The following is a 24,536-nucleotide window of genomic DNA, read 5'->3' as shown; positions in this document are numbered from 1 at the left end:
GTTTCGCGAATCGTCGATCCGGGCATGTTCGATGCCGCGAAGGCATGCAGACGACTGCAGAGGCAGGGAGACGAAGGAGGCACCCCCGATGGGCGTCCAGTTCCGCAAGCGTAAGAAGTACGGGCCGCTGATCCTCCACTTCACCCAGAACGGCTTCTCGTCGTGGAGCATCAAGATCGGCCGCTGGTCCTGGAACTCGAACACCCGCGCCCACCGCGTGGACCTTCCGGGACCGCTGTCGTGGAAGCAGGACAAGAGCCCGTCCTGACACCCGGACGTGAATCGGGGCGCCGGCGGCTGGCCGGCGCCCCGATCGTCGTCCGTACCGGCTTTTCCGGTTCCGCCGACCACGGCGCCCCGGCGACCGGAGAATCGCCGCATGGCGGACCTGTCCCTGCGGCGGATGCGACGGCGGGCCGTGGCGGCCTGCCTGCTCATGCTCGTCGGCTACTTCCTGGTGCCGGTCGCGGCCGACCCGAACGGCCTGCGGCTGTTCCTGCGCTCGGCGGGCACAGTGGTGCTGGTGGCCGTGATCGCGTTCCTGGTCACCGGCCAGGTCCGCCGACAGCTCGTCAAGGACCAGCCGACCGGCCGGGACGAGGATCGCGCGCTGACCCGGCTCGCGGTCGCGCTGATCGCCGGGCTGCTGGTCTTCGCACTCGGCGACTACGTGGTGGCGAACACCCGGCCTGGTGAGTTCGTCGGTCTGCGGACCCGGGTCGACGCGCTCTACTTCGCGCTGGCGACGCTCACCACTGTCGGCTACGGCGACGTGCACGCCGAGGGGCAGATCGCCCGGGTGGCGGTGTGCGCGCAGATGGTGTTCAGCATCGGTGTGGTCGCCACCGGAGCGTCGATAGTGCTCAAGCAGATGACCCAGCGTGCGGGACGGCGCTGATCAGCACGTCCCCGCCGAGCCGGCCGTGCTCGGGATCGCGGGTCACCGCGCCGGAGGCGAGCAGCGAGGCCAGCGCCCGGTTGGCGTCGGCGGCCCGGTAGACGGTCGCCGTGGTGGCGAAGCGGCGCAGCTCGGTGACCGGGCGCGGACCGGAGCGGGCCAGCTCGGCCAGCAGCTCGCGGCGCAGCGGGCCGGGCTCCGGGTCGAGCGAGATGTCGAGCAGCCGTCCCTGCGGGTCGGCCGGGTCGCGGTAGCGCACCCCGGCGTACTCGTCGACCGCCCAGAGCGCCTCCTTGACCGTCTCCAGCCCTCGGTCGGAGCCGGTGGCGTAGCCGAGCAGCCGGGCCGGGCCGTCTCCTTCGGGCACCAGCTCGACCTCGGTGGCGAGCGGGAACCCGGCGGCGCTCAGCGCCGGACGTAGCGACCGGCCGGGCGTGGTGACCAGCAGCAGCTCGGCCGGGCGGCCGGACGCGGCGGCGGCCAGCAGGGCCGGGTCCGGCTCGGCACCGTCGGCCACTGTGAGCAGCGGCGCGCCGGCCGCGCCCGCGGCCTTGAGCGCCACCGGCAGCCGGTCCGGCCCGCCGGGCACCAGGTGCACGGCGACGTCGGCCGGCAGCGCGGCCTCGGCCGCGCCGAGCCGCACCGCCAGGTCGGTGCCGTCGTCGGCCACCACCAGCACGGTCAGCCGCCGCCCCCGCAGCCGGTCGGCGAACTCGGCCACCACCCGCAACGCCTCCTCCGCCCCGGTGGCGTCACCTCCGGCGTACGCGAGCGCGAGCGTGGCCCGCCGCGCCCGGTGCAGCGCGGCGGGGAGCCAGTGGTCGAGCTGGCGGACGAGCAGCTCGCGCAGGACGGCGTCGGTCGACATGGTGCGTTTCTACCGCACGGCGCGGCGGCCCGGCCGTGAACCCCGCTCAGACCGGGACGGAGATGCCCACGCCGCCGCGGGTCTGCCCGCCGTAGCGCTGCCGCTCGCGGTCCAGGTCGAGCCGCCCGATGCGGGTACGCGCGGCGAGCGCGGCGTCGTCGAGCAGGTCGGCCGGGACGATCCAGACGATCTCGAACTCCAGCCCGTCCGGGTCGCGGCCGTAGAGGCTCTTGGTGGTGCCGTGGTCGGACGCGCCGACCAGCGCCCCGGCAGCGGCCAGCCGCTCGGCGGTGGCCCTCAACTCGTCGAGCGTGTCCAGTTCCCAGGCCAGGTGGTAGAGGCCGACGGTGGCCCGTCCGGCCTGGGACGCCCCGGCCGCCGCGCCGATCTCGAACAGGCCGAGGTCGTGGTCGTTGGTGGAGTCGGGCGCCTGGAGGAACGCGGCGCCGCGGAAGCCCTCGGGCGTCATCGGGACCCGGCGGAAGCCCAGCACGTCGCGGTAGAAGGCGACGCTGCGCTCCAGGTCACTGACGTAGAGGACGGCGTGGTTGAGTCGGTGGATGCCCATGCCACCGACCGTACCCGGGTTTTGTTGAGCGTTCAACTATTGCCGCTATGATGGGCGTCATGACCCGGTGGCTGACCCCCGACGAGCAGCGGACCTGGCGCGCCTTCCTGACCGCCTCCCGGGCGCTGACGGACGCGCTCGACCGCGAGCTGCAACGCGACGCGGGCATGCCGCACGCCTACTACGAGATCCTGGTCCGCCTCTCCGAGGCCCCGGACCGGCGGCTGCGGATGAGCGAGCTGGCCGAGCTCACCGGCTCCTCGCGCAGCCGGCTCTCGCACGCCGCCGCCCGGCTGGAGGCGTCCGGGTGGATCCGCCGCGAGGACTGCCCCACCGACCGGCGCGGGCAGATCGCCGTGCTCACCGACGAGGGCTTCGCCACCCTGGCCGCCGCCGCGCCCGGCCACGTCGAGGGGGTACGCCGGCACCTGTTCGACGCGCTCAGCCCGGCCCAGGTCGACCAGCTCCGCCGGATCAGCGAGACGCTCGCCGACCACTTGACGGATTCGGGACCAAACTGATCCACTCCGGGTCTTGTACATACCGTCGCCGGACGAGCACGATGGGGCGTGTCCTCCGGCTTCGCTGACCTGACCGTCCAGGCGCACCAACTGGTGTCCGAAGGCGACCTCACCGGCGCGGAGCGGCTGCTCGCCGACGCGCTCAGCGACGCCGATCCCCGCCCCGGCAACGCCTCCCCCGAACTGGCCGAGGCGGCCGGCCTCCAGGCCCGGGTGCTCGTCGCGCTCGGCGAGCCGCACTCCGCCCGCGGCTGGGCGGCGTTCGCGTACGCGGCGGCCACCCGGCTGCACGGCCGCTCCGACGAGCGCACCGTCACCGCCGCCGCGACGCTCGCCGCGGTGCTGCACCGGGTCGGCAGCGACGCCCGGGCCGCCCGGCTCTACTCCGACGTCATCATCGAGCTGACCGCCCGCGACGGCCCGGAGTCGCAGCGGGTGCTCGCCGCGCACGCCGACCTGGCCACCGTGGAGTTCGCGCGCGGCCAGTGCGAGGTGGCCCGCGATCGGTTGCAGGACGCCTGGGAGTTGCACCACGAGGTATACGGCGACGGCCATCCCAGCGGCATCAAGATGCTGGCGAAGCTCGGCGCGATGGAACGCGACTGCGGCCGGTACGCCGACTCGCACGAGCACCTGACGCTCGCCGAGGAGCTGTGTCGCCAGCACCTGGACCCCGACGACCCGCTCGCCGCCCAGGTGGCGGGGCTGGCCCGCGCCGCCGCCGACCCGGACCACGTCTGCCCCGCGCCCACGCCCGCTCCCGAGCCGCCGCCCGCGCGCACCACGCCGGTGGTGCCCGCCGCGCGGGTCCCCCCGCCCACCGAAGGGCCGCACGACCTGCCGCCGTACAGCCCGCCCGCGCTGGACGAACCGGTCGACACGCCGCTCTACCACCCGCCCGGCCGGGCCGCCGAGGCCGCGCACGTGCCGACGCCGCGTACCGCGCCCGAGGACGACGCCGACGGGTTCGGCGACTACCCGTGGCCGCCCGACGAGCCGGCCGAGCAGCCGTGGCGCCCCGGCGCGGACCCGCTGCCGCCCACAGTGGTCGGGCTCGCCGGCGACGAGCCGGACGGCGTACGCCGGGTGCCGCAGGCGCCGCCCGAGCCGCCGTCGCGCTACCTGCCGGTGCACGTGCCCCGGCCACCGGCCGCCGAGCGGCGCACGCTGCCCTGGCTGCCGCTCGTGGTGCTCGGCGTGGTGGTGGCGCTGCTGCTGGGCACCATCGCGGTGATCGCCGGGGTGTCCCGGGTGGACGACGGCCGCGACGCCACGCCACCGGCCACCGGCGCGCCCGCGTCCAGCGCGCCGCCGCCGACCTCCGCCGCTCCCGCGCCCACCACGGCGGCAGCCGCCGCGCCGGGCACCCCACCCGGGAGGTTCACGCTCACCGACCGGCGCGACAGCATCGTGCTGAGCTGGACGTACCCGCCCGGGGCGGAAGGACCGGTGGTGGTCGCCGGAGGCCGGGCCGGGCAGCCGCAGGGCACTTTCGCCACGCTGCCCGCCGGCTCGGCCGACTACATCGCCTACGGGCTCGACCGCACCACCGACTACTGCTTCACCGTCGCGCTCGTGTGGTCCACCGACACCGTCGCCCGCACCGGCCCGGTCTGCACCAAGCGCCGCCGCTGACCGCTCACTCCGCGTCCGGCTCCGCCAGCGCGGGCAGTCGTACCGTCGCCCGCAGCCCCGGCGCGGCGGCGCCCGGCGTCGCGTCGGCCAGCTCCACCGCGCCGCCGGCCCGGCGCACCAGCTCGCGCACGATGGCCAGGCCGAGACCCGCGCCGCCCGCGTCGCGGGCCCGCGCGTCGTCCAGCCGGGTGAACCGCGCGAACACCCGCTCCCGGTCCGCCGCCGGGATGCCCGGCCCGTCGTCGGTCACCGTGACCAGGTGGTACGCCCCGTCCGGGCCGGACACGTCCAGCTCCAACCCGGTACGCGCGTGCCGCAGCGCGTTGTCCACCAGGTTCACCAGCACCCGGCGCAGCTCCCCCGCGTCCCCCTCGACCCACAGCGGCCCGTCCGGAAGCGTCAGCCGCAGCGGCGGGGACGGATAGCGGGCCGCCACCGCGCGCAGCAGCTCGCCCAGCTCCACCGGGCCCACCGGCGCCGGCCGGGCGTCCTGCTCGTCCAGGCGGGCCAGCAGCAGCAGGTCGTCCACCAGGCGGCTGAGCCGCTCGGTGTCGGCGAGCAGGTCGTCGGCGACCGCCGACCAGTCGGTGTCGTCGCCGAGACGCCGCGCCACCTCCAGCTCGGTACGCATGTTCGTCAGCGGGCTGCGCAACTCGTGCGCGGCGTCGGCGACGAACGCGCGCTGCCGGTCCCGGGACGCGGCCAGCCGGTCCAGCATGTCGTTGAGCGTGACCGCGAGCCGGTGGATCTCGTCCTGCCCGGCCGGTACCGGGAGCCGCTCCGCCCCGGCCCGCCCGGTGATCTCGGCGGCGCCGCTGCGCAACTGCTCGACCGGTCGCAGCGTCGCGCCCACCACCCGCCAGGCCACCACGCCGAGCCCGGCCACCAGCAGCGGGAAGCCCACCAGCAGCAGGTTGCGGACCACGCGCAGGCTGTGCCGCACGTCGGTGAGCGACTTGGCGACGAGCACCGTGCGCGGCTCCTGCGGCGTGCCGGCCGGCACCGTGACCACCCGGACCGGGCCGGGCATGCCGACGCGCCGCCCGTCCACCACCAGCCGCTGCCGCTGCCCGGGCCGCAGGTCGCCGGGGCCGAGCATCGGCACGAGGCGGTCCGCGTCGATCGAGGCGGCCCGGATGCGGCCCTGCGCGTCGACCACCTGCACCCGCAACTGCCCGCCGGCGACCGGCAGGGGGTCCGGCAGCGCGTCCTCGGCCGTCAGCAGCGCCACCGCGTCGGCGGTGCGCAGCGCCTCCTCGTCGACCGAGCGCTGCAGCGTCCAGCCCAGCGCGCCGACCAGCAGCGTCCCGCCGAACGCGAACCCGACCGCCAGCCCCAGCACGCCGAGCGCGAGCAGCCGGGCCCGCAGGCCGAGGCGCGGCAGCGGGCCGCGTACCCAGCTCACGTGGCCAGCCGGTAGCCCGCGCCGCGTACCGTCTCCAGCCGTTCCCGGCCGATCTTGCGGCGCAGGTAGCCGACGTAGACCTCCACCGCGTTCGGGGCGGTGTCGACAGCGGCGTCCCAGACGTGGTCCAGCAGCTCGGTCTTGGAGACCACCTCGCCGGGGCGGCGCATCAGGTAGTCCAGCAGCGCGTACTCGCGGCTGGTGAGCACGACCTCGGCGTCGGCCCGGGTGACCCGGCGGCGGGCCGGGTCCAGGCGCAGGTCGCCGACGGTGAGCACGGCCGGCCGGCGGGGCGCGCCGCGGCGCAGCAGCGCCCGCAGCCGGGCCAGCAGCACCACGTACGAGAAGGGTTTGGTCAGGTAGTCGTCGGCGCCACAGTCCAGGCCGTCTGCCTGGTCGTACTCGCCGTCCTTGGCCGAGAGCATCAGCACCGGCAGCCAGCGCTGCTCGGCGCGTAGCCGGCGCACCACCTCGTAGCCGGACAGGCCGGGCAGCATGACGTCGAGGATCATCGCGTCGTACTCGCCGTGCCGGGCCGCGTCCAGCCCGGCCGGGCCGGTGGCCGCCACGTCCACCGCGAAACCCTCTGCCGACAGACCCCGGCGCAGCGCCGCCGCGAGCCGCGTCTCGTCCTCCACCACCAGCAATCGCACCGGTCCAGGGTGCCACCATGGGGTCACCCGTAGGGGATCTCCTCAGCGTGGTCACAGCGACCATCGCGCAGCATGGTGCGCAGGAGGTGCACACTATGTCCGTGATGAAGAACCGCGCCGTGCTGCGCTGGCTGGTCCCGGTGACCGCGGGGGTCGCCGTGATCGGCGGTGGCGCCGCCGTCGGCACGTTCGCCGCCGGCGCCGACCCGGCGCTGCCGCCGCGCAGCGCCGCCCAGCTCCTGGAAGACCTGCGCACGTCCCGCCTGGACGGGCTCTCCGGCACCGTGGTGCAGCGCGCCGACCTCGGCCTGCCGCCGATCGCCGCGCTCGCCGGCCGGGCCGCCGGCAACGACCTGGCCGGCCTGGTGTCCGGTACGCACACGCTGCGCGTCTGGTACGGCGGCGAGGACCGGCAGCGGATCGCCCTGGTCGACACGCTCGGCGAGCAGGACATCCTGCGCAACGGGCGGGACGTCTGGACCTGGAACAGCCGGGAGAACACCGCGACGCACCGGACGCTGCCGGCCGACGCCCCGGACCGGGCCACCGTGCCGGCCACCCCGGCCGACGCCACCGACCGGGCGCTGGAGGCGATCGACCCGACCACGGCAGTCACCGTCGGCCGCACCGCGACGGTGGCCGGGCGCAACGCGTACGAGCTGGTGCTCACCCCGCGCGACAAGGCCTCACTGGTGCACCAGGTACGGATCGCGCTCGACGCGAAGGAGCACGTGCCGCTGCGCCTGCAGGTGCTCGCCGACGGCCAGGACGAGCCCGCGTTCCAGGTGGCGTTCACCCAGGTGGACTTCCGCACGCCGGAGGCCGACCAGTTCCGGTTCAACCCGCCGCCCGGCGTGAAGGTCACCGAGGCCACCGAGGGCGAGCGGCCCGGACCGGCGGGCAAGCGGTTCGACCGGAAGGACGCCGAGAAGCCGGACGTGCGTACCGTCGGCACCGGGTGGACCACCGTGGTGGTCGCCAAGATCGGCGACGCGGCGCCGGGCGGCGACGCCAAGCCCGGCGCGAAGCCCGGCGCGGACGCGCCGGACGCGCAGATGCTGGCCGGCGTGCTCGGTGACCTGCCCAAGGTCAGCGGCGACTGGGGCAGCGGCCGGCTGCTCAGCGGCAAGCTGTTCAGCGTACTGCTCACCGACGACGGCCGGGTGATCGCCGGCCTGGTCACGCCGGAGCGGCTCTACCAGGCGGCCAAGGGCTGAGACATGCCGTATTCGGGGCCCGGTCGGCGTCCGCCGACCGGGCCCCGAGTCGTGTCCGGGCTTGGTCGGATGGCTGCCGACGCGCTATCTTTCTCAGTTCAGGCACAAAAAAGGAATGGCTTCTGAATGCCATTCCTGCGGCAATTTTAGTCAATGAGGAGCCGGATTGTCAACGCACTCCGACGTGTCGGCTGACCTGCGCCAGGACGACGAGATCGGCCGCGAGCAGGAATACGTCTCGATGCTGTACGACCGGCTGGACGGCATGCGGGAACAGGCCGCCCGGCGGCTCGACGAGGAGTTGCGCCACACCGGCGGCACGCAGCAGGCCCGCTCGCAGCGCGACTCGACAGTCGCGATGTACGCCGACCAGGTCGAGCAGTTCTCCGCCGTGGAGAGCGGTCTCTGCTTCGGCCGCCTCGACGGCGACGACGGCGCGGCCCGCTACATCGGCCGGATCGGGATCTTCGACTCCTCCGGCGACTACGACCCGCTGCTGATGGACTGGCGCGCCCCGGCCGCCCGGCCGTTCTACCTGGCCACCGCCGCCAACCCGCAGGGCGTACGCCGCCGCCGTCACCTGCGCACCCGCGACCGGAAGGTGACCGGGCTCAACGACGAGGTGCTGGACATCGCCGCCGCCTCCCCCACCGCCCACGAGGAGCTGACCGGCGAGGCGTCGCTGCTCGCCGCGCTCAACGCCGGGCGTACCGGCCGGATGCGCGACATCGTCGAGACCATCCAGGCCGAGCAGGACCGGATCATCCGCGCCGACCTGCCCGGCGTGATGGTGGTGCAGGGCGGCCCGGGCACCGGCAAGACCGCTGTGGCGCTGCACCGGGCCGCGTACCTGCTCTACACCCACCGCCAGCAGCTCTCCACCCGCGGTGTGCTGCTGGTCGGCCCGAACGCCACGTTCCTGCGCTACATCTCCCAGGTGCTGCCCACGCTGGCCGAGACCGGCGTGCTGCTGCGTACCCAGGCCGACCTGTTCCCCGGCGTGCACGCCCGCCGCGCGGAGCCGGCCACCACCGCGGCGCTCAAAGGCCGCGCGGTGCTGGCCGACGTGCTCGCCGCGGCCGTCCGCGACCGGCAGTGGGTGCCGGACGAGCCGGTCACCATCGAACTGCCGCAGCGGGAGATGCTGACGCTCGACCCGGAGACCGTGCGCCAGGCCCGCGACCGGGTACGCCGTACCGGCCGCCCGCACAACCTGGCCCGCGCCCTGTTCGACGTGGAGATCGTGCACGCGCTCGCCGACCAGGTGGCCGAGCGGATCGGCGCCGACCCGCTGGGCGGGGAGAACCTGCTCTCCGAGGCCGACCGCGCGGAGATCCGCCGCGAACTGCGCGAGGAACCGGAGATCGGGGCCGCGCTGGACGAGCTGTGGCCGGTGCTCACCCCGCAACGCCTGCTCGCCGACCTGTACGCCTCGCCGGAGCGGATCGCCGCCGCCGCGCCGATGCTCACCGACGCCGAGCGGGCCGCGCTGCACCGCGAGCCCGGCGGGTGGACGCCCGCCGACGTGCCGCTGCTGGACGAGGCCGCCGAACTGCTCGGCGAGGACGAGCGCGCCGCCGTGGCGCGCCGGGAACGCATCCGGGCGATGGAACGCGAGTACGCCGAGGGCGTGCTGGAGATCTGGCGCGGCTCCCGCTCCATCGACGTGGAGGACGAAGCCGACGGCGGTGAGATCCTCGGCGTGACCGACCTGATCGACGCCGACCGGCTCTCCGAGCGGCAGGAGGAGTCCGACCGGCTCACCACCGCTCAGCGGGCCGCCGCCGACCGCACCTGGGCGTTCGGGCACGTGATCGTGGACGAGGCGCAGGAGCTGTCGCCCATGGCGTGGCGGCTGCTGATGCGCCGCTGCCCCAGCCGGTCCATGACGATCGTCGGGGACGTGGCACAGACCGGCGCGCTCGCGGGCACGCCCTCGTGGGGCGAGGCGCTGGCGCCGTACGTGGCGGACCGGTGGCGGCTGGAGGAGCTGACCGTCAGCTACCGCACCCCGGCCGAGATCATGGCCGTCGCCGCCGACGTGCTGGCCGAGATCGACCCGGCGCTGCGGCCACCCCGCTCGGTACGCGCCACCGGCGTACCGCCCTGGGACCGGACCGTACCGGCGGACCGGCTCGTGACCGAGCTGGTCGAGGCCACCGCCCGGGAGGCCACGTCGCTCGGTGACGGGCGGCTCGGCGTGCTGGTGCCGACCGGGCGGGTGAGCGAGCTGGGCAGCGCGGTCGTGGCGGCGCTGCCGGAGGCGACAGTGGGCGAACAGCCCGAGCTGGCGAACCGGGTGGTGGTGCTGACCACCGAGCAGGCCAAGGGCCTGGAGTTCGACTCGGTGCTGGTGGTCGACCCGGCCCGCATCGTGTCCGAGTCCCCACGAGGTCACAGCGACCTCTACGTGGCTCTGACAAGAGCCACCCAGCGCCTGGGCATCCTCCGCACCCCCTAACCCCCTTCCCTTCCCCTCTGCCCCGTTGATCATGAAGTTGGCGGCATTGTCGATCTCGATATCGGCCGCCAACTTCATGATCGACCGGGTTGAGCACGTGCTGCCTCATGTCCCACGGTGTCCGCCCTCCCTGCTCCGCGATCATGGAGTTGCGGCCCCGGAAAGAGCTACCAAACGGACATTCTTCGGGGCGGAGTGCAAGATCGGCGAGTGCGGGCTTGGGGTGGGCTGGGGTGGCGCGTGTTCAGCCGGCCTGTTTCGCGCCGGTTCGCCGGAGTGGCGGGCACGTGCACCAGCTCGGGGAAGTTGCTACATCACGACCGCCCCGACCACACCACCTCCCCGATGTGGCGGTGGCAGAAGTCGCACAGCGGGGCGGCCGGAGGCCGCCCCGCTGTGCCGTGCCGCCTCCGGTCAGCCTGGGTTGGGGCGGTTGTTGGTGAAGTTGCCCACCTGGGCGCCGCTGGCCGAGTTGTCGCTCGTGGAGCCGCCCGCCGGGGTGCTCAGGCCACCCGTGCCGGCGTCCCCGGTTGTCGTCGGCGCCACCTTGCCCGGGTGCTTCTCCGGCTGCCGGGCCACCCGGCGCACACTGGCCGGGCCGGCCGTGCCACCGGTCGTGGTCACCGCGCCCTGGCCCCGGGTCGGTCCGCCGTCGCGCAGCACCGTCGGGTCGACGGGTACGTCCGCCGGGTCGTCCGGGTCGAGCTCCTGGCGCATCCGCTCCACGTCGGTCTGCGGCACCGTGACCTCGTCCAGCGCGCCCTCGCCGTACACGCCGCCGGCGACCCGCTGATCGGCCCGCCGGGCGGCGTCCTGCCGCATGTCGTCCTCACGCACGTCAACCACCTCGCAGCTCTCTCGGGGTATCGGTGTTGCGTGCCCGACGGCGGGTGGCTGAAACCGGAGCCGGCGGCGGGGGCCGGGTGCGTGCCCGGATGTCCGGTTCGGGAGCGTGGCGGCCATCAGATGACGACCGGCGGTTAGCTTGTCTCCGGGCCCGGGTAGACCCAGGGTGCCCCCGCCACAGAGCGCGAACCGCGCCGTGGCCGACCTGCGGTAGCGGGGCGAGGGTGTGCAGGTTAACGACTCATCAAATCCTTGAGGAGGACCAGATGAGCACGCAGGCTGCATCCACCAGGCCGATGAACCGGCCGATGTCCGACGCCCAGAACCGGGCGAGCATGCAGGACACGTCGACCCGGCACATGCCGTCGATGCACGACGGTCACCGGGAGCCGATGCCGTCTCCGGGTACGGAGACGAAGCAGGCGTTCCTGACCACCGAGTTCTGGGTGTACGCCGCAGCGGTCGCGCTCGTCGTGATCGCCGCGTTCTGGAAGGGCACCACCGCCAACGGCCTGAACATCAACAACCCGAATCAGGCCTGGTGGTACCTGACCGCGCTGACCGGCGCGTACCTGGTCAGCCGTGGCCTGTCGAAGGCGGGCAGCGCGCGCCGTTCCGGCAAGGAGCGCCGCGGGCGTTGATCGGACGCCGCGTGAACGGCGACGCCCCCGGGATCCGTCCCGGGGGCGTCGTCGCGTGTGCTCACTCCTCGCCGAAGTCCCCGAAGTCGTCGCCGCCCTCGAAGGCGCCCTCGAGCATCTCACCGGCGACCAGGCCGCCGGCGACGCCCAGCGCGGCACCCGCGACCACGCCGCCCATGCCCGGGCCGCGGCGCCCGTGGCCGGCGTAGCCGCGCTGACCCGGGTAGCCGTGGGCGCCGTGCGGCATGCCGAAGCCCTGGGCGCGCATGCTGCCGTAACGGCCGGTGGTCTCCCGCAGCCAGCCGTCGACGACCTGCACCCAGTCGGTACGGCCGGCGTCGGTGTGCGGGATCGAGTACCGCCCGAAGACGTCGTGCCCAGGGCTGAGGAAGCCGCCCCGCTTGTCGCACTCCAGGATCACCTCGACGCCCTGCTGGCTGGTCACGAACGTCAGCTCGACCTCGGTGACCGTCTGCGCGTACTGCGGCGCGGCGAAGAACTCGATCTCCTGGTAGAACGGCAGCGTCTGCGGCACGCCATAGATGTGGCCCCGCTCCAGGTCGGCATGCTTGAACCGGAAGCCGAGCGCCTGGAACGCCTCCAGGATGCGCTCGTGGACCGGCAGCGGGTGCACCGACACCTGGTCCAGGTCGGACTTGTCGACCGCGCGGGCCACCGCCAGTTCGGTACGCAGCCCCATGGTCATGCCGTGCAGCCGCTGGCCGTAGACGTCGGTGATCGGGGTCTCCCACGGCACCGGCATCTGGAACGGGATCGACAGCTGCTGCTTCGGCGCCAGCTCGAACGCACCGCTGACGGGCAGCCGGTGGAACTCCATGACGCCCGCGTAGTCGTGGTCGCCGCTTTCGATCTCGACGCGGGTGACCAGGCCGAGGTTGATCTGCTCGATCCGTGCCGGGCTGTCGCCGCCGACCAGGTTGACGTGACCGTCCAGGGTCAGTCCGGGCCGGGTGTTCGGGTTGGTGAGCACCGTGTCGACGCTCGGGCCACCCACGCCGAACGCGCTCAACATTTTCTTGAAGACCATCGGTCACTCCCGCTGAACGGCATTCCGACATGGACCGTCGGACGCTTCGTCAGGGCACCCTAAATGGCGCGACTGAGAACTGCCTGTGAGGCGCGCCAGGTAAGGCCGGCACGTCTATCAGGACCGTCGGGGTTGCGCGTCCGTTCCCGGCTCGGCGCCGGACCCGCCTGCTCTCGGTCGGGGCACTGTGACATCTGGCTCGTCCGCCGCGCAGGCGGGCGGCGGTACGGCAGCGGTCCGGCCGGCGTAGTCGATCCGGCTGAAGGCGTCCGCCGCGAAGGTCAGCTGCCGCACCGCGGCGCTCAGCGCCGCCGCCGCCCGCGGAGCGGGCAGTCCGGCCCGGGTGCCCTGGCGGATCAACTCCTTGGCCAACGCGGCGTGCCACTGCCAGTGCCACTGTTCGCTGGTCATCTGCAGCTTCTCCGCGTTGACGTACGTCGGCAGGTTGTCGACCACGTGACCGATGAAGGCGTCGACCGAATCGGCCGGCGGGACGTGTCGTCTGGACCTGGCGGTCCGGCACAGGCCGGCAATGTACGCCGACACCTCGGTCGTGTCCGCCCAGTCCAGCGAGGCCACCCCCGCCCGCCGCACGGAAAGGACGAGATCCACCACCAGCCGGGCCGCGTCAGTGGCCCAGTGGTGCGGCCCGTACATGGAGGCGTCCACCAGCACGGGCCGGTTGTCCGGGGCGGGATACACGAGGACGTTCGTGGAGTGCAGGTCGCCGAAGGCGTCGATGTACGTCGTGGTCCCTTCGGGACGCAGCCCGCCGGGCAGGACGCCCTGGTTGACGAAGGTGGTGAGGATGTCGCAGGCCGCCGGTTCGCCGGGCGCCTCGCCTGCCTCCGCCCGCACGGTCGCCAGCATGTCGCCGTACAGGGTCAGCGTGTCGAGCACCCGCAGGCGCAGTACCGGCGTCGCGGCGAGCCATTCGTCGAACGGTCTCGTCTCTCGCTGCCCGGGGGCGAACAGCTTGATCAGCTGAGATCCGAAGAGGATGCGGGCCACGTGTTCCGCCTCTTCCTGGGTGGCATCGTCCAGCCAGTCGGCCAGGGTGTGCGCGCCGGTGGCCAGCCGCGCGGCGATGGCGTGATAGCCGGACTCCTGGTGGCTGCGGATCTGACCGGAGAAGCCGACGAGGTCACCCGCGCCGAGCAGGTGCAACGCCTTCTTGTTGGCCGCGAGTTCGAACTCGAGCGCGCGCCGGTCGAGTCCGATCTTCAGGACGTACGAGGTGGTGGCCCGCCCCTCTTGATGATCGACCCGGCACACGTACGCGCCGGACCGCCCCGGCGCCAGGTAGCCGACGGCGAGCGCCGTCGCCCCGGGCCGGTAGTCGGGGGCGAGGCAGTCCAGGGCCAGACTGCGCACGATGTCCTTGCCGATGGCCACCGAGTCCGCCCCTGGTGGATTCGGGCTGCCGACCTGGTGCAGGGTCGATTCCAGCGCGAGATCGTCGTCGGTGAAGGTGACCTTCAGCCCTTCGAAGTCACGCTTGCGGGCCACGTGCAGACGAACCTTGTTCGCCAGGTCGCGGAAGGTCATGCCGCCCTGGCGGCCCATGTTGAGGATGGACCGGATGACCGCCTCGTCCGCGCCGGCTCTGATCGCCTCCTCCCGGAAGTTCGGATAGTGGTTTCCGAGACCGGTGATGACGAGGACGTAGGTGTCCGCGCCCCGCGCCCGCAGCGCCTCCACGACCGCGATGCCGTTCTGCTGGCCCTCACCCAGGCCGTAGTCGACGATGGCGAACTCGAACGTCGGCTCGTCCCGGATCGTCTTGCGCGCAGAGGTCGCGTCCGAGGCGACTGTCCAGCTGACCTTCATCCCGATCTCCTCGAACTCCAGGTTCATGGAGTCGCGGATGACGGGGGTGTTGCCGGCTTCGTCGTCGACCAGCAGCCCTCGGATCTCCAGCGTCATGTCGACAGCCTCCACCGCTCGAACGTGACCTCGACACAGAACGTTGCCCACTCCGCCGGGGGGTCGACCGGCTGGATCCGCCCGCCGAAGGCGGCGAGTTCGTCCTTGAGGGAGCTCAGGCCGCGCCCTCCGCCGCGACGCGACGGCCGGCTGCTGTCGTTTCGGACCGACACGGTCACGAACCCGGGGTCCCGGATCTCGACGGCGACCTCGATACGTTGCTCGCCACCTTCGACCCGGTGCACCTTGGCGGCATTCATGTGGATGTGCGTGAACACGTCCTTGACGAGCCGTCGGGTGCAGAAGACCTGGAAGTGCCGTTCGCCGGCCGGAAGCAGCACCTGATGGTCGGGGAAGGTGCTGCGCAGGACCCGCATGAGGTCGGTCGGACACCGGTCGACCACCTGATGGATGCCGGCGCCGGTGGCCGGAAGAAAGAAGTCGTGCCACCACTGCAGGTCGCGGAGCAGTTGGTCGACGTCGTGCGGCGCTCGTCCGACGCTGGCCCTCGCCCGGTCGACCAGGGCGTCCAGCTGCACGGTGGTCTCGTCCACCGCGCTCCGCCCGAACGCGGTGTTGACCACCTCCGCGAAGCGGTCCGCGTCGTCCCTGCTCAGGCCCGCCGCGGTGTCACGGGTCAACAGCGCGTTACGCAGCAGGTAGATGTTCGGCAGCACGTCGAGATTGAGGAAGTTGCTGCAGACCGCCCAGTCCTCCCGGATGCCGTCGAGATCCTCGGGCAGTCGTCCCCGGCCGACCAGCGTGACGTTCTGGATGACGCGCCACATCGCGTTCTCGTAGTCGTGGTCGGCTACCGAACGCCGGTTGCCCCGCAGCGCGGCCCAGGCGGTCTGCGGGTCGGCCGGTTCGGGAGCGACGGTGCGCTGCCCGTGTGAGAGGACATAGCGCACCAGGTTGGGCGTCAGCACGGACGGCCCCTCGGCGCGGTCCGAGCCGTACCCGCGCAGTTCGTCCTCCAGCCGCACGAGTCGCTGCACGATCGGATTGATCACCAGATCCCGGGAGTACCGGTTCGGCGACCGGACGGCGGCCACGAGGCGAAGCGCCTCGAGCATCACCTGCAGGACGACCGGCTCGTCGTACCGGTTGTCGTGCAGGATCCGGCTGAGCTGGTCGGCGAACGTGATCACCGAGACCTTGGCCAGGAGAATCACCGCCTGCACCCGCAGCATCGCGTCGTCCGACCGCGCGGAGTCGCTGGTCAGCAGCGAAAGCGCCAGTTCGGCGATGGTGTCCCTGCACTCCGGGAACCACAGCGGCGCCGAACCCAGCCAGTGGGCCTCGGCGACCAGGAGACGGATCAGCGCATCCCTGACCACCGTCTCCTCGCGGGCGGCCTCCAGCTTGACGGTGACCGCACGACGCTGGAGGGTGTCCACGTTCGCCTCGCGCAGCTCGAATCGCCAGCGCAGGTACTCGGTGCAGTCCCTGGGGCCCACGTGGGCGCCGAAGAGGTCGGTGGCCTGTTCCTCGAACGCGGACCGCTTGGAGCGCGGCTCCAGCAGCCGCAGCAGCCAGTTCCGGTGCGCTTCCAGCCGGACCGGAATCGGCACCAGCATGGCGAGCTCGTCGTAGGTCCGGCGCAACGAGCAGATGTCGCACAACCACCGCCCGAGTCCGCTCATCGCCGTCCGGGCGACGTAGTGCAGGGCGACCGGAACTCCCTCCCGCCGGGATCCGCCCCGGGCGCGGGAAATGGTGCTGGGCTGGTGCAGCACCAGCGCGTCGTCGTGCGGAAGACCGTTGAGCAGCAGGAAACCGCTGATCGCGGCGATGCCTCCACTGGTGGCGATGCGCTGCAGGTGACCGATCGTGCGGGTGCTGCCCGCGCCCGCGTCGATGATCACCGCATGCCGCGCCCCGGCGGGAAGCTTGACCGAGCCCGGATACCACCACCGCTCGCCGAGCGGGGCCCGGGGAACGCCCAGCATCGCCACGACGGGTACGCCCGCCCGGTTCAGCGCGGTGGCGACGATCGCCGCGACCTGCGGCAGGTCGTCGACAGTGCCCTCCGGGTAGAGAACGCACACCGGCGCGTGAGCCTCGGCGCCGCCGAAGGCCACCCGGTCCATCTCCTTCACCCGCCGGGTGATGTGCCTGGTCACCATCTCGGCCCAGTCCCGCTGCCGGAACAGGCGAGTGGGGTCCACGTACGCCGTGTAGTGCCGCTCGGCCGGACGTTCGATGTGACCGAGCCGGGCGGCGTTCGCCCGTTCCATGGCGGAGACGTACGTGTCCTGGTCGACCAGCGCCCTCGGCATGACGCGGTGACCGGTGGTGGGCCGGCGCAGCACCGGGTCGATCGGGTCCGGTGTGCGCGGAGGCGGCTCCGCCACCCTCATGTCCACCTGCGCCAGGCTGATCATCGGCATCCGGCGGTTGAGGAACAGCACCTCGCCCGGCTCCCCGGGGTCCTCGTGCGCGCCGGTGTCGACCGCGACAGCGGCGGCGACGGGCACCATGTCGCGGTCGACGACCTCCAGCAGCGCGTGCTTGAGGGTCCGGCGGCTGGACGCGAGGTCGGTTATCAACAACACCCGGGGCGCGCCCTCCGTGCCTCGGCGGGCTCGCTCCAGCCGTACGTCCTCCAGCGAGTTGAGGTATCGGTCGTGGCCGGTGAACGAGCGGGCGAACGCCGCGACCATCGCGTGGGGCGCGTCGCCGACCCGGACCACGAGCGGCGCCGTCTTCCGGTCGAAGCGGCCGATGCGATCCTCCATCAGGGCGGCGAGCGCGTAGCCGGCCAGGCCGCCGAGATCCAGCCCCGCGAGGACGCGCCCGAGGTCGCACCAGCGGTTGGTCACCCTGAGGTTCGGGGTCAGGAACACGCCTTGGACCACACCGTCGGAGGTGGCGTCCTGGATGGCGGTCCGCAGTTCCTGGCCGACGTAGTTCGCCAGGGCGCTCATCGCGTCCTGTGGCTTGATCCGCAGGCGGAGCACGTCGTGCTCGGCGTGCAGGGCTCCGGTCCGGTCCTGCAGCTCGCGGATCGCGGGCAGCACGTCGGCCGGGCTGCCACTGTCCGCCAGGTCGTGCAGGTGCACGGGCCGCTGCGCGCCGGACAGGCGGCGGAGGATCTGCCGGCCGGTCGCGGTGCCGCCCACCCAGAAGTGCCGGTTGTCCGGGCCGAGCACCAGGATCGGTGACCGCCGGTCGGACGGGACATCGACGGGCCGGGGCCCGCAGCCGGCGTTGAGGAACTCCACGGCGACGGACATCATCTGCCGATTCACGCCGGGGAAGGCGAGGACCACCATGCCGAGGTCGTCCTGGGTGTTCGCCACCGTCAGGACCTGGGCGATCGCGGCGCCGATGTCGACGTCGTCGGGCCGCACGTCGCCGTCCGGGGTGGTGACCGCGATGACCAGGCCGCTGGTGGCGGTGGGCCGACGGCTCAACTCCCGGCGCACGGTGCGCAGGTCGGCGCCGGTGAGCCCGCAGCGACGGCGCAGCGACGCGATCACGCATTGCAGGTCAGGGCGACCGTCCTCGCGACCGGTGGTTCGTGGCGGTGTCGCCACCTCCTCCGCGCCGAGCCGGCGGTCGTCCGGGTGCAGCAGCACGGCGCATTCGACGAGGGTGCCGGCGGTGGCTGCGGCCTGGCTTCGAGCCGAGTCCTGGTGGCTCGGCTGGCTCCCGAACGTCCGGGTGACCACCTGACCGCCCGACGTGATCAGCAGACCGCCCTGGTAGCCGCGGGCGAGGCGGGCGACCTTCCACAGCCCTCGGGCATGGTGATCGATCGGCCCGTTCGTTGTGCGCGCCGGCTGCCGGCGGTCCAACGTGGTCAGGATGGCCCGCTGCACGGTCGCCGGACCGGGATCGGACCCGACCACGAGTTCACCGATCATGCCGACACCGGCGTCCGCGACGACCAGTCGCACGAGCGGGCTGGGAACGGCGGCCGCCGTGGTCACCAGGTCCCCCAGGCTCTCGTCGAGGTCCCCGCTACGGTCCTGGTAGGTCTCCGGCGGCACGATCACCCCACCGAGGAGGATCTGCGGCCGATCCAGGCCGTCGGCCATCAACGAGGAATGCTCGGCCGCATTCTCCAGCAGTTCGGCGATGATTCCGGTGCCGAAAGCCGCTGCTTGTTCCTCGGACAGGCCCAGGTCTTTGAGGTCGCCCACCCAGCGCGATGCCGCATCCGACTCGGTCAGGCCGCGGGCGTCTTCTACTGCCACCCAGCGATAAGGCAGGATACGCCGACGCCGTTTCGGTAGTTGCCCGAGTTCGTCCCCCTCCGAGGTCCGCGAACTGTCGGGGATGGGGAGAAGCCGGGCATCACGCGAGGAATCGAAATCGACCCGCCCTCGCAATTCGGTGAAGGCGGCCTGGAAGCCGGTCTGCTCGAGGTACAGCTGACAGTTGCGCCGGGCCAGCCTCCGCAAGCCGGACGCGGCATCACCGGAAGACTCGTGCGCCAGTGCCCCCGGATGGGGCGGGACCACCGAGAACTGCGCGCCCGCATTGGTTGCGGCCCGCAGGAAGATGAGGAGATGGCCCAGGCTCACGAAATCGGCAAAACCGACTTCTGAGAGATCTACGACAATGCGCTGACCTGCGAACTTGCCCGGTGAGAGAGTGGACTCGGCGAGAAAATCGGCGCGCACGTTCAGGGCGTTCGCCCAGGACCGGGCATTGAGGCGCGTGCCAAAGTTGAGGAGAATCATGCCTCATCTCCGCTCGATCGCCCGCGTGGAGACTTTCCGTCACACTACCGGGATGAATCGAAGCGGTGACCAGTCGGTGAACGGTGCGTGGTGACCGTACGGCGGTCACTACGGTCGAGAGGACAAGGCGTGACCGATTCTGACGTCCACGGAGCGTTGGCCGAGTACCAGTCGCTTCGCGCGGAGATTGATTCGCGGGCGAAGTTCCAACAACAGATCCTGGCCCTTCAGTTGACGCTGACGAGCGCAATCGTCGCTTTCGCCCTGTCGAGCCCGGGCCTGCTACCGGTACTGCTGATCGTGCCGCTGAGCTCATACCTGCTCTGCGGGAGATATGTGGGACAGCGGACGGCGATGCGCTGGACGACGAGGTACATCAATGAGGAACTCGCGCCACGGGTTCCCGGCGGACTCGGCTGGGCAGCCTGGTCGCAGGCGAATCGTCGGCCGGCCCGGGTCCTGGACTGGTTCATTCCTCTGCTGATCTGCTTTCCGGGCGCCGGCGTACTGGCCCTGGGATGGACTCTGTGGCCGACGTTCACCCACCGGCACGCGGGGGCCGTCGTCGGCCTGGGCACCGTCTGGACGGTGGGACTCCTCGCCACCGGCCTCTCGATCTATCTGCTCACCGGTGTGCTCCGCAGCCGGCCGGCGTCGACCGAGTCCGCGATTGATCATCCCGCCGACGCTCAGTCGGTTTAGTGACACTCGGGCCGGCCGTCAGTCCGCTCGCACCACCACCAGCTCGCCCACCTGCTCACCGAGTTGCCGGCGCGCCTCCGGCAACAGGCCGGTGTCGGTGATGAGCACGTCGGCCTCCTCCAGCGGGGCGATCGTGGCGATGCCGATCGTCTCCCACTTGGTGTGGTCGGCGAGCACCACCAGCCGCCGGGCGGCGCCGATGAGCCGCCGGTTCACCGCCGCCTCCAGCAGGTTCGGGGTGGTGAACCCGGTACGCGGGCTCATCCCGTGCACGCCGAGGAAGAGCAGGTCGACGTTGAGCGCGGCGATCGCCGCCTCGGCGACCGGTCCGGTCAGCGCGTCCGAGGGGGTACGGATGCCGCCGGTCAGCACGACGGTCTGGTCGGTCCGGGGGTTCTGGTAGAGCGCGTCGGCGACCGGGATCGAGTTGGTGACCACTGTGAGCCCGCGTACCTCGGCCAGCCGGGCGGCCAGCGCGGCGGTGGTGGTGCCGGCGGAGAGCGCGACCGCCATCCCCGGCTCGACCAGGCCGGCGGCACGCTCCACGATGGCGCGTTTCTCGGCCTGCTGCCGGACCGACTTGGCGGCGAAGCCGGGCTCCTCGGTGGAGCCGGGTCCGGCCAGCGTCGCACCGCCGTGCACCTTGTCGATCAGGCCGCGGTCGGCCAGCACCTCCAGGTCGCGGCGGATCGTCATGTCGGACACCCCGAAGCGGCTGACCAGGTGACTGACCCGGACGCCGCCACGCTGGCGGATCAACTCCAGGATGGCGCTCTGCCGTTGCTGGGCGAGCATGGGGACCTCCTCGGCGCGCACGGCTGGGTACCGGTCAGGCGGTCGCGGGTGGCGGCGCGGGCTCCTCGCGGACCACCGCCACCTCCCCCGCCGGCACCTCCAGCTCGCCGTCGCAGCGGGCGCCGCCGAGCAGCTCGACGCCGGTGACCGGCAGCCGGGCCGGCTCGGTGGTGTGGTTGATCACGAACAGCCAGCTCCGGTCCGCCGCCGAGCGGCGGCGGACCACCTCCACTCCGGCCGGCGCGTCCACCGGCGGCCGGACGCCGGTCTCGGCGAGCAGCCGGGCCACCAGCCGGTCGGTGGCGTCATCGTCGAGCCGGGTGCCGACGTACCAGGCGGCACCCGCGCCGACGGCGTTGCGGGTCAGCGCCGGCACGCCGGGCAGGGGCCCGTCGGCGTACGCGGCGAGCACCTCGGCGCCCTCGGCGTGCAGCCACTCGGTCCACACGTCGGCGCGGGCGCCGTCGTCGAGGCGTACCGTCTCGCCGGCCCGCAGCGGGAAGAACTCCTCGACGCGTACGCCGAGCAGGTCGCGGTACGCGCCGGGGTAGCCGCCGAGCCGGATGTGGTCGTGCTCGTCGACGATGCCGCTGAAGTAGGTGACCAGGGCGGTACCGCCGGCCTCCACGAACCGGCGCAGCGCGTCGGCGTCGGCGTCGCGGGTGAGGTAGAGCGTGGGCACCACGACGAGCCGGTAGCGGGACAGGTCGGCCGAGGGGTGCACCACGTCGGCGGTGACCCCGGCCCGCCAGAGCGCGCCGTGCAGCGCGGACAACCGGTCGGTGTAGGTGACGTCGACGCTCGGATGGGAGTCCAGTTCGACGCCCCACCACGCCTCGTAGTCGAACAGGATCGCCACGTCGGCGTCGACGTGGCTGCCGCGTACCTCCGCCAGCGCGCGCAGGTCGGCGCCGAGCCGGCAGACCTCGCGGAACACCTTGGTGTCCGGGCCGGCGTGCGGGACCAGCGCGGAGTGGAACTTCTCGGCGCCGGCCCGGGAGGCCCGCCACTGGAAGAACAGCACCCCGTCGGCGCCGCGCGCGACGTGGGCGAGACTGTTGCGGCGCATCTGGCCCGGCGTCTTGGCCACGTTGCGGGGCTGCCAGTTGACGGCGCTGGTGGAGTGCTCCATCAGCAGCCACGGCGCGCCGCCCGCGACGCCCCGGGTGTGGTCGGCGGCCAGCGCGAGGTTGACGTGCGGCTGCGGGTCGGCGGCGGTGAGGTAGTGGTCGTTTGCGACCACGTCCACGTCGGAGGCCCAGGAGTGGTAGTCCAGGTACTTGATGCCGGTGCCGATCATGAAGTTCGTGGTGACCGGCTGCGGGACGAGCCGGTTCAGCAGTTCCCGCTCGGCGCGCAGCTGGGCGCGCTGCTCGTCGGAGGAGAACCGCAGGAAGTCCAGCTGCTGCGTCGGGTTGGCGAACGTCGGCGCGGTACGCGGCGGGTTGATCTCGTCCCAGTCGTGGTAGCGCTGGCTCCAGAACGCGGTGCCCCAGGCCGCGTTGAGCGAGTCCAGGTCGCCGTAGCGCTCGCGCAGCCAGCCGCGGAACGCCTCGGCGCTGACGTCGCAGTAGCAGTGCACGTTGTGGCAGCCGAGTTCGTTGGAGACGTGCCAGAGCACGACGGCGGGGTGCCGCGCGTACCGCCGGGCGACCGCCTCGACAAGGGCGAGCGAGTGGTCGCGGAACACCGGCGAGCTGGGGCAGTACGCCTGCCGGCCGCCGGGCCAGAGCACCGCGCCGTCGGCCCGGCGGGGCAGCGTCTCCGGGTGCCGGTGCGCCAGCCACGGTGGCGGGCTGGCGGTGGCGGTGGCCAGGTCGACGCCGATGCCGCCGTCGTGCAGCAGGTCGATCACCCGGTCCAGCCAGTCGAAGACGTACCGGCCGGGGGCGGGTTCCAGCAGCGCCCAGGAGAAGATGCCGACCGAGACCAGGTTGACCCCGGCCCGTCGCATGAGTTCGACGTCCTCGGCCCACGTCTGCTCGGGCCACTGCTCCGGGTTGTAGTCGGCGCCGTACCAGATGCCCTCGCCGTGCCAGTTCCGCATGACAGCAGAGGTTGCCTCCGAACAGCACCCAAGTCAACACTTTCCAACATCGACTGATGTTCCAACGATTACCGGCTCTTTGCCCTGCCTTACCGGCAACGGTGCCGCCTTTTTGCCCTCTTGACAGCGCCGCGCCAAGGGGTAGCTTCAAGCGCCACCGGCTGTTTGTGTTCGGACGTGTGGATTCTCGGTGGATCTGCCGCGGCCGACATGAACACCGCTCACCGCCAACGATCACGGTCCATGAGCGCAGCGCACCTCTTCCACGCAGGAGGCACCATGTCCCGTCCCCGCTCGCAAGCCGAATACCTCGCCCGGCTCGTACCCCCGTCCGTCGCCGGCCTGAACCGGCGCTCGCTGCTCGCCGGCGCGGCCGGCGCGGGGGCGCTGCTCGGCACCGGGCTGCTCGCCGGCTGCGGCGACTCCGACTCCGGATCGGGCGGTGACGCCAAGAGCGTCTCGCTCGGCTCCAACCAGTCCGACCCGAAACCCAAGGACGTCGTCGCGAAGGTGATGGACGGCTTCAAGACGTCCTCCGGGGTGACCGTCAACATCAACACGGTCGACCACAACACGTTCCAGGAGAACATCAACAACTACCTGCAGGGCAAGCCGGACGACGTGTTCACCTGGTTCGCCGGGTACCGGATGCGCTTCTTCGCCGCAAAGGGCCTGGCCGGCGACCTCAGCGACGTGTGGGGCAAGCTCGACGGCTACTCCGAGGCGTTCAAGAAGGCATCCACAGGCGACGACGGCAAGCAGTACTTCGTGCCCGCGTCGTACTACCCGTGGGCCGTCTTCTACCGCAAGTCGGTGTGGCAGCAGCGCGGCTACCAGGTGCCCAAGACGCTCGACGACCTGAACACGCTCGGCGCGCAGATGAAGAAGGACGGGCTGAACCCGATCGCCTTCGCCGACAAGGACGGCTGGCCGGCGATGGGCACGTTCGACATCCTCAACCTGCGGATCAACGGCTACCAGTTCCACATCGACCTGATGGCCGGCAAGGAGGCGTGGACCTCCGACAAGGTGAAGAAGGTCTTCGACACCTGGGCCGGGCTGCTCCCCCTGCACCAGCCGGACTCGCTCGGCCGCACCTGGCAGGAGGCCGCCCAGTCGCTGCAGCAGAAGAAGAGCGGCATGTACCTGCTCGGCCTGTTCGTCGGCCAGCAGTTCAGCGGCGCGGACCTGGAGGACCTGGACTTCTTCACGTTCCCCGAGGTCGACTCCACCATCGGCGCGAAGGCCCTGGACGCCCCGATCGACGGCTACATGATGGCCCGCAAGCCGAAGTCCAAGGACGCGGCGGAGAAGCTGCTGACGTACCTGGGCTCCAAGGAGGCGGCGGACATCACGGTCAAGAACGACCCGAGCACGCTCGTCGCCAACAGCGGCGCGAACACCGGCGCCTACACCGCGCTGCAGAAGAAGGCGGCCGAGCTGGTCGGCTCCGCCACCGAGATCGCCCAGTTCCTCGATCGCGACACCCGGCCGGACTTCGCCTCCACCGTGATGATCCCGGCGTTGCAGCAGTTCATCAAGGACCCGAAGGACATCAGCGGGCTGCTCACCAGCATCGAGAACCAGAAGAAGTCGATCTTCACCAGCTGA

19 protein-coding genes are annotated in these 24,536 nt (G+C 72.2%); 9 read left to right on the top strand and 10 right to left on the bottom strand.

The annotated features are described in order from the left end of the window. The first annotated feature begins 88 nt into the window (after positions 1–88). Both MicB006_RS23460 and MicB006_RS23455 read left to right on the top strand, forming a co-directional pair. Positions 89–268: a DUF4236 domain-containing protein gene (locus MicB006_RS23460; RefSeq protein WP_116508937.1), complete on the top strand. Its 180-nt coding sequence runs from the start codon at positions 89–91 to the stop codon at positions 266–268. Positions 269–379: 111 nt separating this feature from the next. Next, positions 380–898 (top strand): potassium channel family protein, encoded by a 519-nt coding sequence (locus MicB006_RS23455; protein ID WP_116508936.1) that lies wholly within the window; start codon positions 380–382, stop codon positions 896–898. Here the strand turns inward: MicB006_RS23455 and MicB006_RS23450 are convergent. Then, positions 864–1,766, bottom strand: a complete 903-nt coding sequence (locus tag MicB006_RS23450; protein ID WP_116508935.1) for a hypothetical protein — start codon at positions 1,764–1,766, stop codon at positions 864–866. The genes MicB006_RS23455 and MicB006_RS23450 overlap by 35 nt on opposite strands. Before the next feature lie 46 nt (positions 1,767–1,812). Next, on the bottom strand, positions 1,813–2,334 hold the full coding sequence (locus tag MicB006_RS23445; protein ID WP_116508933.1) for a VOC family protein: 522 nt from the start codon (positions 2,332–2,334) through the stop codon (positions 1,813–1,815). 50 nt (positions 2,335–2,384) lie between these two features. On the opposite strand from MicB006_RS23445, the gene MicB006_RS23440 reads away from it, so the two are divergent. Both MicB006_RS23440 and MicB006_RS23435 read left to right on the top strand, forming a co-directional pair. Continuing rightward, positions 2,385–2,855 (top strand): MarR family winged helix-turn-helix transcriptional regulator, encoded by a 471-nt coding sequence (locus MicB006_RS23440; RefSeq protein ID WP_116511726.1) that lies wholly within the window; start codon positions 2,385–2,387, stop codon positions 2,853–2,855. Between the two features lie 48 nt (positions 2,856–2,903). Continuing rightward, positions 2,904–4,490 carry a tetratricopeptide repeat protein gene (locus tag MicB006_RS23435; RefSeq protein WP_116508932.1) on the top strand — a complete coding sequence of 529 codons (1,587 nt, stop codon included), beginning with the start codon at positions 2,904–2,906 and terminating at the stop codon, positions 4,488–4,490. Positions 4,491–4,494: 4 nt separating this feature from the next. Here the strand turns inward: MicB006_RS23435 and MicB006_RS23430 are convergent, their stop codons facing one another. Together MicB006_RS23430 and MicB006_RS23425 are read right to left on the bottom strand one after the other, a co-directional pair. Beyond that, complete coding sequence (locus tag MicB006_RS23430) at positions 4,495–5,895, bottom strand: cell wall metabolism sensor histidine kinase WalK (protein ID WP_116508930.1); 1,401 nt, start codon at positions 5,893–5,895, stop codon at positions 4,495–4,497. Continuing rightward, positions 5,892–6,548, bottom strand: coding sequence for a response regulator transcription factor (locus MicB006_RS23425; protein ID WP_116508929.1), 657 nt, complete (start codon positions 6,546–6,548; stop codon positions 5,892–5,894). The genes MicB006_RS23430 and MicB006_RS23425 overlap by 4 nt, the downstream gene beginning before the upstream one ends. A gap of 95 nt (positions 6,549–6,643) precedes the next feature. Between MicB006_RS23425 and MicB006_RS23420 the strand changes: the two genes are divergently transcribed. Together MicB006_RS23420 and MicB006_RS23415 are read left to right on the top strand one after the other, a co-directional pair. Further along, the gene (locus MicB006_RS23420) at positions 6,644–7,765 is read left to right on the top strand and encodes a sigma-E factor regulatory protein RseB domain-containing protein (RefSeq protein WP_116508927.1); all 1,122 of its coding nucleotides are present in this window, start codon (positions 6,644–6,646) and stop codon (positions 7,763–7,765) included. Positions 7,766–8,006: 241 nt separating this feature from the next. Beyond that, a complete protein-coding gene (locus tag MicB006_RS23415) occupies positions 8,007–10,226 on the top strand; it encodes an AAA family ATPase (protein WP_225980839.1) in 2,220 nt (739 codons plus the stop codon). A gap of 414 nt (positions 10,227–10,640) precedes the next feature. Here MicB006_RS23415 and MicB006_RS23410 read toward each other — a convergent pair whose 3' ends face one another. After that, positions 10,641–11,063: a hypothetical protein gene (locus tag MicB006_RS23410; protein ID WP_192900127.1), complete on the bottom strand. Its 423-nt coding sequence runs from the start codon at positions 11,061–11,063 to the stop codon at positions 10,641–10,643. Positions 11,064–11,431: 368 nt separating this feature from the next. Between MicB006_RS23410 and MicB006_RS23400 the strand changes: the two genes are divergently transcribed. Further along, entirely contained in the window at positions 11,432–11,713 is a 282-nt protein-coding gene (locus MicB006_RS23400) for a hypothetical protein (protein ID WP_184689440.1), read from the top strand. Positions 11,714–11,774: 61 nt separating this feature from the next. On the opposite strand, the gene MicB006_RS23395 is transcribed toward MicB006_RS23400, so the two are convergent. From MicB006_RS23395 to MicB006_RS31850, 3 genes are all read right to left on the bottom strand, one after another. Beyond that, positions 11,775–12,761: a sporulation protein gene (locus tag MicB006_RS23395; protein WP_116508923.1), complete on the bottom strand. Its 987-nt coding sequence runs from the start codon at positions 12,759–12,761 to the stop codon at positions 11,775–11,777. A 117-nt stretch (positions 12,762–12,878) separates the two neighbouring features. Further along, on the bottom strand, positions 12,879–14,702 hold the full coding sequence (locus MicB006_RS23390) for a response regulator transcription factor (protein WP_116508922.1): 1,824 nt from the start codon (positions 14,700–14,702) through the stop codon (positions 12,879–12,881). Further along, positions 14,684–18,892 carry a hypothetical protein gene (locus MicB006_RS31850; RefSeq protein ID WP_161565936.1) on the bottom strand — a complete coding sequence of 1,403 codons (4,209 nt, stop codon included), beginning with the start codon at positions 18,890–18,892 and terminating at the stop codon, positions 14,684–14,686. The genes MicB006_RS23390 and MicB006_RS31850 overlap by 19 nt, the downstream gene beginning before the upstream one ends. Before the next feature lie 618 nt (positions 18,893–19,510). Between MicB006_RS31850 and MicB006_RS23375 the strand changes: the two genes are divergently transcribed. After that, a complete protein-coding gene (locus MicB006_RS23375; RefSeq protein ID WP_116508918.1) occupies positions 19,511–20,083 on the top strand; it encodes a hypothetical protein in 573 nt (190 codons plus the stop codon). Between the two features lie 18 nt (positions 20,084–20,101). Here MicB006_RS23375 and MicB006_RS23370 read toward each other — a convergent pair whose 3' ends face one another. Then, a complete protein-coding gene (locus MicB006_RS23370; RefSeq protein ID WP_073830081.1) occupies positions 20,102–20,878 on the bottom strand; it encodes a DeoR/GlpR family DNA-binding transcription regulator in 777 nt (258 codons plus the stop codon). 34 nt (positions 20,879–20,912) lie between these two features. After that, positions 20,913–22,925 carry a beta-galactosidase gene (locus MicB006_RS23365; RefSeq protein ID WP_116508917.1) on the bottom strand — a complete coding sequence of 671 codons (2,013 nt, stop codon included), beginning with the start codon at positions 22,923–22,925 and terminating at the stop codon, positions 20,913–20,915. 279 nt (positions 22,926–23,204) lie between these two features. Here MicB006_RS23365 and MicB006_RS23360 point away from each other — a divergent pair, with 279 nt between their 5' ends. Continuing rightward, complete coding sequence (locus tag MicB006_RS23360) at positions 23,205–24,536, top strand: ABC transporter substrate-binding protein (RefSeq protein WP_116508915.1); 1,332 nt, start codon at positions 23,205–23,207, stop codon at positions 24,534–24,536.

The organism is Micromonospora sp. B006 (assembly GCF_003408515.1).
Taxonomy (GTDB): domain Bacteria; phylum Actinomycetota; class Actinomycetes; order Mycobacteriales; family Micromonosporaceae; genus Micromonospora; species Micromonospora echinospora_A.
This window is presented reverse-complemented; position numbering and strand designations above follow the sequence as displayed.